Genomic DNA, 8212 nt, shown 5'->3' with positions numbered 1-8212 from the left:
GGTCGTAACCCCGGTCGGCAAGCCGCTGCGCGTAGGCGGTACCCAGGCCGGCGGACGCGCCGGTGACGACAGCGGTCTTGTTCTGCGTGGTCATGAGGTGGATCTCATTTCTGGTCTGGCGGATGAGTAGAGGGGGCTAGAGCGTCGGCCTCGCTTTAGATTACGATAGATATCTAAAGAGATTCAGTCAACAGCCCCGACGCGCCAGCCACCGCCCGAGGCCGGAGACTGCTCGACGCGCACGCGGGCTACGGGGTCAGCGAGCGCGCGGCCACGGCGAACGACACCCCCGCAGACCTGCATGTTGCATACATGCCGAGCACAACGCGGCATGGGCCACTTGTCACCCAGAGGCTGCATAGACTCCGTCGACCGCTGGGCATGCGCTCCACGAGATTCGCCTCGGCACCTTCTCGCAACCGCACTCCGGAACGGATGCATCGCACGGTCGGAAGCCGCTTCCGGTGCGGGCCCACGAACTCGTCGCCGCGCGACAGCAGGAGAGAGCCGCACCGAAAGAGGACGCTGCGGCCGCCCACCCGACACTTCGCGTACGATAGATGCACTTCACTATCTAACGTGGACAGGTGAGTGATGAGTCGCGTTTCGCAGGCACAAGCGCTCGAGAACCGCAGGCGCGCGGTCGCCGCGGCCTCCCAGCTCTTCCGGGAGCGCGGCGTGAACGGCATCAGCGTCGCCGACCTGATGAAGTCCATCGGACTGACCACGGGCGGCTTCTACAAGCAGTTCCCCTCCAAGGAGGCACTGGTGGCCGAGGCGGCCCAAGCCGCTTTCCGGGACCTTGACCTACTCCTCGCGGAGTTCGACACGACCCACGGCGATCACGACACCGCACGCGGCTGCCTCGTCGACTTCTACCTGTCGGCCGAGCACCGTAACCAGCCCGGCACCGGTTGCCCCACCGCGGGATTCGCCGGGGACATGGCTCGCGAGCCCACAGCCGGTGAGGTGCGCGAAACCTACGCGGCCGGAGTCGAGCAATTCGCCGCGTGGCTGTCCACCGACACCAACGACGGCCTTCCCATGGTGGCCACTCTGGTCGGCGCAATCCTGCTTGCCCGGGCCACCGCGGGCACCGAACTGTCGGAGAAGATCCTGGAGTCGACCCACAAAGCCCTGACCGCTCCACAAGGGCCTTGACCCGGAACCCTGGACACGGGCTGTGCGGCTGAGGCCAAGGCCACGTCGTCAGGCGGTTGTCGGGCCCGTCAAGGCGGTCGAATTCCATGCGTCGGCACCCATCTTGCGGAGCCCCGCCGCTGTCGCCGTCCTGGCGTCGGGCCAACGACTGCGCGAGACAGTCGACCGCGCCGTACTCGCGGCCGATGGCCGACTATCCGCATCCAGCACGTCCGGCACCTGCAGGCCGAAGCTCGCGAGTTGGAGAACGAGATCCTCCAGCTCGTCAAGGATCAGGCGCCAGAACTACTGAAGTTGCAAGGCATCGGTCCGATCACCGCAGCTCAGATCCTGGTCAGCCGGTCGCATCCGGGCCGGTTCCGGGGTGAGCCGGATCGGCTACATCCGCGAGTAGCTCGATCCGGTGCGCAGCGGGCTCGTCGTCAGCGGTCCCGGGGCGGCGGTGAAAGTCCGCAAGCTGCGTGAAGAGGCGTATCTATCCGCTACGGCGAACGGCTGCTGGAAGCGGGCGCGAGCGCGTCGGTCGGCTCTGTCGCCGATAGCTATGACAACGCCATGGCCGAGGCCCTCAACGGATCCTTCAAGGCCGAACTGATCGAGCACCAGGGCCCGTGGCGGGACGCTGACCAGGTCTAACGCGCCGTCGTCCAGTGGGTCGGCTGGTACAACACCGAGCGCCTGCACTCCGCCCTCGACTACGTCCCACCCGAGGAATTCGAAGCCGCGTACTACCGTTCCCTGGCGACCTCGAACGCCACCTGAAAACACGCAAAACCGGCCGCTACGAAACTCGGGCAGCTCAGTTCCAGCAGCGACGGGAAGAATGACCCGCTCCGCACCTTGGGGATCTTCAGGTCCAGGTCGCCGGCCTGCGTGGCCAGCAGCCTCTCCCGGTGTCCAGTGCGCCAGGTCGTGCGCGTCTGGGAGTGCTCACGCGGCGCGGCACCGATCACCTCGGTGGCCTCGGCCTCGATCAGCTCCTGCAGGATGCGCTCGCGCACCACCCTGATTGCTTCAACTCCGTCGGCCCGGCGTAGTGACTCCAGCAGCCGCATCAGCTCAGACTGGGACAAGGCCATCGCGTGCTCCTCTGGTTGAACTGGCCGTTTACCAGGGAGACTTGCGCGATGGCCTGCCCTTGCTCAGGGAGCATGCACGGTCAGCGGTTGCACGCCCCGGGCAGACACCCGCGCGTTCCGGGACCACGCCCGGCTACACCACTTCATGGGACGCGATCCACCGCTCAGTACAACTGAGCAACAGCAGGCCACAACCAAGATCAATAAGCAGGCGCGACAGCTACGCCGCAGACGCCCTGCTTGAAGACGCCCAAGGCCCGAGTGTCCTTGCGGGTGCCGAGCCGTTTGCGGTGCTCGCGCAGGAGCCGGGTCATGGCCTCGGCGGTCTCCTCGCCGAAATCGAGCACGGCGGTGTAGGTGATGCTGGTCAACGCGTGAAGCCTCTGGCCGTACGGAAATTGATCTTCTCAGACCCGTTCCTACCAGGGGCTTCACCCATATCTGACGCCAGGTCACCCGGCTCGGGGCCGCATCGACCGCACTACGTCACTCATCGCAACCGTTACGTCGCCGGGAAGACCTCAAGGTTCCCCGCCTGGTACGAGCCGGCCACCAGATCGGTGGCACTGGCCTTCCTCTCAGGGAGGTGCCTGCTGAGTAGAACCGCCGCTCTGTATTGACCGGTCAATTATGTAATTGTATGGTCTAGAGCTAGCGCTGGTCGCCTCGCAGATCAGACGGGAGACCTGACATGACGAAGCAGGCAAGGGTCCAGCCCTCTGGCGCTCGGCTACCGGCTGAAAGGGATCCCGACCGTGGGAACGGCGCCGACTGTTACGGGGCCCAGCGTGCCTTCAGCGAATCGGTGAAGGCGGGACCGATCGCCCGTCATCGGCGGTCCGGAAGGCTCCGGGCGCGGCCACGCCCGTACCGTCGTCGGCTCGGCTCCGTGGTCACCGTCGAACCCGCCCGGCAACCTCGCGGGACAGGTCGGGAACAGCATTCCGCCCATGAGGCTCGGACGCTGAAGACTGGGCTGGTCAGCTCGCTCTTACCAGTCAATCGGGTGAATGTACGGTCTGACCATGACCGTGCCACTCTATGTACAGATCAGGCGAGAGTTCGAAGCGAAGATCCTGTCCGGGGCCCTCCCGCCTGGCTCGCGTCTGCCAAGCGAGATGGATATCTCCGCCGAGTACGGCGTGAGTCGTGCCACGGCCCAACGGGTCCTCAACGACCTGGCCGAGGCGGGGCTGGCAATTCGCCAGCGGCGCCACGGATCGTTCGTGGCGGACGTGACGCGGCAGATCAATCTGCTCAACTTCGTCACTCCTGCGGCAGCCGCAAAGGGCGCGCCAGGCAGGCACGAAGTGGTTTCCGCACGGATCGTCAGGGCCGCCGACGCCATCCTGCCCCTCCCTGGCGCCTCCGCCGACACGGCCGTAGTGGAACTGGTCCGCCGCAAACTGAACGTACGCGAGGAGCCGCAGTCGGTCGAGCGGCACGTCGTCCTCTTCGCGGCCGCCCCCGACCTGCTGAACGAGAACCTCGAAGACCTCGTCACCCTCCGGTATCTGCAGCGCAAGGGAGTACCGATCGACTCGATCCGGCTCTACCTCGACCCGGTGGCCCTCGACGAGCACGACGCCGCATTGCTGCACAGCGAGACCGCAACGCCCGCGCTGATGAGGCGCAGAGAGTTGCGTGCCGATGACGGCAGCACCGTCGAGGTGGTGACGACCCTCGTCCGTCCGGGAACCGCCCAATTCTTCCTGGAGCTTCCCGTCCCCGCCATGTGAGCAGCGTGCCGCTGCCAGAAAGGATGCGCACACAATGAAGGTCATCATCGTCGGTGCCGGCGTGCTGGGCGTGAGCGTCGCGAGGCAGCTTGCCGTCGCCGGCGAGGACGTTCTCCTGCTCGATCAGCGGGGAGCCGGCACCGGCACGACCGCGACCACCTTCGCCTGGACCAACTCCAGCCGGAAGCCCGACCCGGACTACCACCGGCTGAACCTCGCGGGGATGGAGGAGCACGCCAGGCTCGCCGCGCAACTGCGCGGCGCACCGTCGTACTTCCCCAGCGGAGCGCTGCAGTGGGCGGACGCCGCAAACGAGCAGCGGCTCGCCGACAACGTGGAACGACTGCAGGCACTCGGCTACCCCGCACACTGGGTCACCCCCAAGGAAGCGGCGCGGACCGCAGGCGGCCTCCGCATCCCGGCGACCATCACGTCCATCGCACACTTCCCCAGCGAGGGATACGTTCTGCCGGACCGTTTCGTGAACAACCTGCTGGCGGACGCCGAGCAACACGGAGCCACGTTCGCGATCGGCGAGGTCATAGCCATCAACGACGGGCCTGACCGAGTATCCGTCACCCTGGCGGGAGGCGAGGTCTGCACGGGCGATCGAGTCGTCCTGGCGGCAGGCCGCTGGACACAACGGCTCGCCGCACGGGCCGGGATCGACGTTCCCATGGTGACGGATACCGGTCGCGGAGCGCAGACCGTCGGCCTGCTCGGGTACGCCAGGTCACCACAACTCGACCTGCGCTGCGTGATCCACAGCCCCGGCCTCAACCTCCGCCCCGAGGCCGGCGGGCATACCGTCCTACAAGCTCTCGATCTGAACGCCCACGTCGATCCGGCCGACCCGCCGTCCGCGGACGGGGACATCGCAAGCACCCTCGCCCGACGGTTGTCGCCTCTGCTGCCCGACCCGGGCCGGGCACCGGAGATCGACCTGCGCATCGGCTTGCGGTCACTGCCCGCGGACGGCCACACCGTCGCCGGCTATGCCTCCGCGCAGCCCCGCGTCTATTGCCTCGTCTCGCACAGCGGGGTCACCCTGGCGCCGATTCTGGGACGCCTGGTCGCGGCCGAGATCACAACCGATCAGGAGCAGGACCTCCTTGGGGCCTTCCGGCCCACACGATTCACCGGCGTACGGCGCTCGGACATCGAGGTGGATCAACACGCCACCGGTTTGGGCGAGCAGTAGCCGACAGCTCTCCCCCGCGATTCCCTTCGGCGCGATCGAGCGTGCCGGGGACAAGCTTCCCCCTCGTTCTGGCTCTTCTGGATCCTGGCCGCAGCATGGAACACGGCCGCACTACCGGAACGAAGATCGCAACTGAGGTTTTCGCTTTTGGGTGACGTCGTGGCAGTGTCCAGGTGAGGCCGGTCTCGGCGATGAACCCGTCGACGAGGTCGGGCCGGTACTGCATCTTCTTCAGCCGGTTGCGGGTGAGGTCGGCGAGAGTGTCCACGGTGCGGGCCGCGAGGTTGCCCAGATAGTTCTTGAGGTTCGCCCACATGCCTTCCGCCGGGTTCAACTCCGGGGCGTAGGCCGGCAGCCGGAAGACGGTCAGCCACTGCCTGTGGGCGGCCAGTAACTCACGCATCAGCGCGTCCTTGGGCTGGGTGGAGTTGTCCCAGACCAGCACCATCTTCCCGCCGAGCTGCTGATGGGCGGCCTCCAGCAGCTCGGCGAGTCCTGCTCCCGAAAGCCGTGCTTCTCACCGCGCCGGCCGGGATGGTGCAACAGCGTCCGGTAGGTCAGGCGGTTCCGCTCGCCCCGTTTCACGCAGACAGTCCCGGCGACCGAGACCCACCCCGATCCCTTCGCCGACACTTTGACCTGCGGCGGCACTCCGATACGGGATCAGGTGCGGGCCTTGGGCGGGCGGAGCGCCTGGCCCGACTCGGCCTCGAACACCAGCCACGCGTCCGGCTCCCTCACCCTCAAGCGCCACAACGTCGGCAAGACCGTCAAACGCACCGAGTCGATCAAGGAACACCAAGCCTGCCCACGTTACGTAAACACCAAGCTCAGCATCGATCAGTTGCACGCGTGTCACGCAAGACGATCTACCGGATCAGGCCCCGCCGCGAAGTCGAATCCCGCCGATTGATCACAGACGTCCCTTGCCCCGTTTGTGCCCCCGGAACAGAGTTGGGCAAAGGATCTTGCTCCCGCGGCTGCGGCGCGCGTAAATACCTGCATGCATAAGCCATTGCGTCTCGCAGCCGTCACCGCCGCCTGTGCCGTCGCCAGTGCCGCCCTGTACGGCGCCGGCGTGGCCACCGCCGACCAGTCCACCGCGAACTCCACTCACGAGCCGTACAACATCGGGCTCCTCGCCAAAGACATCGACACCTACTACGGCACCCACCTCGACGCCAACGGCGTGTACCAGGCCTCGCCCACCAGTCCGTACGCCAAGGACCTGGCCGGTGTCGACGCGGCAGCGAAGAAGTACATAGACACGGCGACCCGCAGGGCGCTGCACAAGGGCGAGAAGCCCGCTGTCGTCTTCGACATCGACGACACGATGCTGCTCAGCCTCGACTACGAAAAGAAGTACAACTACGGGTTCAACTACTCGACCTGGGCCGCCTACGTGAACCAGGCCAACCGTCCCGCGGTGTTCGGCAGCCCCGAACTGGCCCGGTACGCACAATCCAAGGGTGCCGAGGTCTTCTATATCTCGGGGAGCAGCGAGGCGCTGCGCCCCGCCCTCGTCGAGAATTTGAAGAAGGTCGGCGACGACGTGAACCTCGACACCGACCACATGATCCTCGAGGACACGACGAACCCGCCGTCCTACCTGGGCGCTTGCGCCTCCCCGGGTACGTGGACCTGCACGACCGTGCAGTACAAGTCCCGCGTCCGGGAGCACATCGAGACTGACCTCGGGTACGAGATCATCGCCAGCTTCGGCGACCAGTACTCGGACCTGGAGGGCGGCTACGCCGACAGGACGTACAAGCTCCCCAACCCGTCGTACTACATCAGCTGAGGCTCAGCTTGGCGTGCACCCTCGCAGGTCACTTGACCTGCGACGTTAAACGCCAAACTAAGGGGAGTGAGCAAAAAACGGCCTGTCGATCTCTGAAAGGGCAAGCGGATAGGGGTCTTTCCCGCGCACGTGGGGGCCCGCGGCCTTCGGCGGGAGCTTCAGCTCGGTGGTGCCGTCCCCGTACGTATGGGGGCTTGTCCCTGGTGGCGTAGAAGTCGTGGACCTGACGACGCACTTCCCGCAGGCCAACGAGTTCGTGCATGGTTGGCGGTGAGACGTCGGTTCCCTTGATCGTTGATCATGGTTGTGTCATGGAAACGCAACTCGCAGCGGTCATCAGCAAACAGCGGATCACGGGCGCCTGACGGCCGGTGTGATTGTTGAACTCGTCGTCAGCGAAAGCGGTGCGGGAATGCCACGGTGACGATTGTCGGTGGGGGCGTCCGTGGCGGCTGCCGTTGCCCGACCGGGTGCTGCTGGTGGCGGTCTATTGCCGGACGAACCTCATGATGCGGCAGGCGCTCCGAGGAGCGCTCCCCTCGCGCCGTTGTTCGGGTTCTCGCCGGCCACCATGTGCCGGGGGAACGAGCGTCTTGGTCCGGCTGCCCGCGCTCGAGCCGGTCCGGGCGCCGCAGGATGCCGTCGAGCGGTTGTGGATCGTGGACGGCACGCTCATCCCGGTCCGCGACCGCAAGGTGGGCCCGTCCTGGCGTAACTACCGGTTCTCGGCGAATGCGCAGGGCATTGTGGACGCGGACACGCGCCAGGGGGTGCCCGCGGCCCGACTGCCTTAGCCACTCCTATGGGCTCGTAACACACGTGGTGCGAGCCATAAACCGACAAGCGCCCAAGGGCCGGGGCGTGAGAGGGTGGCTTTGACCGTGAATGCTGACGTCGTTTGGCCGCGAAAGTTGACGGCGGTTCGTGGCCTCGGGCCGGCTGGATGTTGGTGAATTCTGACGGCAGTCCGGATGGTGTGGGGATGGCTTAGCGGGCGAGTTCGCGGCTGTGAGCGAGGCGGTAGGACTCGGTGCCGGTCTCGAGGATGTTGCCGCCGAAGGTGAGCCGGTCGACGATGGCGGCGCAGAGTCTGGGATCGGTGAAGGTCTTGCCCCAGCCGGCGAAGGAGTCGTTGGAGGCGATGGCGACGGAGTTCTTCTCCTCGCCTTCGGTGAGGACCTGGAAGAGGAGTTCGGCGCCGCGGCGGTCGAGTTGCATGTGTTGGGTCGGG

General features: G+C 66.3%; 6 protein-coding genes and 5 pseudogenes. 7 read left to right on the top strand and 4 right to left on the bottom strand.

Annotated elements, in window-relative coordinates; genetic code table 11:
* Positions 1-594 precede the first annotated feature (594 nt).
* From AB0I77_RS51090 to AB0I77_RS51080, 3 genes and pseudogenes are all read left to right on the top strand, one after another.
* The gene (locus AB0I77_RS51090) at positions 595-1161 is read left to right on the top strand and encodes a TetR family transcriptional regulator (RefSeq protein WP_363289870.1); all 567 of its coding nucleotides are present in this window, start codon (positions 595-597) and stop codon (positions 1159-1161) included.
* Between the two features lie 471 nt (positions 1162-1632).
* Positions 1633-1794, top strand: a pseudogene (locus AB0I77_RS51085) (IS3 family transposase); the annotation flags it as partial.
* 15 nt (positions 1795-1809) lie between these two features.
* Positions 1810-1923, top strand: a pseudogene (locus AB0I77_RS51080) (integrase core domain-containing protein); the annotation flags it as partial.
* 44 nt (positions 1924-1967) lie between these two features.
* Here the strand turns inward: AB0I77_RS51080 and AB0I77_RS51075 are convergent.
* A pseudogene (locus AB0I77_RS51075) lies at positions 1968-2240 on the bottom strand (transposase); the annotation flags it as partial.
* 200 nt (positions 2241-2440) lie between these two features.
* Positions 2441-2611 carry a hypothetical protein gene (locus AB0I77_RS51070; protein WP_363289869.1) on the bottom strand — a complete coding sequence of 57 codons (171 nt, stop codon included), beginning with the start codon at positions 2609-2611 and terminating at the stop codon, positions 2441-2443.
* Between the two features lie 639 nt (positions 2612-3250).
* On the opposite strand from AB0I77_RS51070, the gene AB0I77_RS51065 reads away from it, so the two are divergent.
* Together AB0I77_RS51065 and AB0I77_RS51060 are read left to right on the top strand one after the other, a co-directional pair.
* Positions 3251-3979 (top strand): GntR family transcriptional regulator, encoded by a 729-nt coding sequence (locus tag AB0I77_RS51065; RefSeq protein WP_363289868.1) that lies wholly within the window; start codon positions 3251-3253, stop codon positions 3977-3979.
* 34 nt (positions 3980-4013) lie between these two features.
* Positions 4014-5180 (top strand): FAD-binding oxidoreductase, encoded by a 1167-nt coding sequence (locus AB0I77_RS51060; protein ID WP_363289867.1) that lies wholly within the window; start codon positions 4014-4016, stop codon positions 5178-5180.
* On the opposite strand, the gene AB0I77_RS51055 is transcribed toward AB0I77_RS51060, so the two are convergent.
* Positions 5116-5628: a transposase gene (locus tag AB0I77_RS51055; protein ID WP_363289866.1), complete on the bottom strand. Its 513-nt coding sequence runs from the start codon at positions 5626-5628 to the stop codon at positions 5116-5118. The genes AB0I77_RS51060 and AB0I77_RS51055 overlap by 65 nt on opposite strands.
* A 555-nt stretch (positions 5629-6183) precedes the next feature.
* On the opposite strand from AB0I77_RS51055, the gene AB0I77_RS51050 reads away from it, so the two are divergent.
* Together AB0I77_RS51050 and AB0I77_RS51045 are read left to right on the top strand one after the other, a co-directional pair.
* On the top strand, positions 6184-6981 hold the full coding sequence (locus tag AB0I77_RS51050) for an HAD family acid phosphatase (RefSeq protein WP_363289865.1): 798 nt from the start codon (positions 6184-6186) through the stop codon (positions 6979-6981).
* A 398-nt stretch (positions 6982-7379) separates the two neighbouring features.
* Positions 7380-7772 (top strand): annotated as a pseudogene (locus AB0I77_RS51045) (transposase family protein); the annotation flags it as partial.
* A gap of 196 nt (positions 7773-7968) precedes the next feature.
* On the opposite strand, the pseudogene AB0I77_RS51040 reads toward AB0I77_RS51045, so the two are convergent.
* A pseudogene (locus AB0I77_RS51040) lies at positions 7969-8202 on the bottom strand (ATP-binding protein); the annotation flags it as partial.
* Between the last annotated feature and the right edge of the window lie 10 nt (positions 8203-8212).

It is taken from the genome of Streptomyces sp. NPDC050619, assembly GCF_040654815.1.
Lineage (GTDB): Bacteria > Actinomycetota > Actinomycetes > Streptomycetales > Streptomycetaceae > Streptomyces.
The sequence above is the reverse complement of the archived record's forward strand: the minus strand, read 5'-3'. Positions and strand labels throughout refer to the sequence as shown.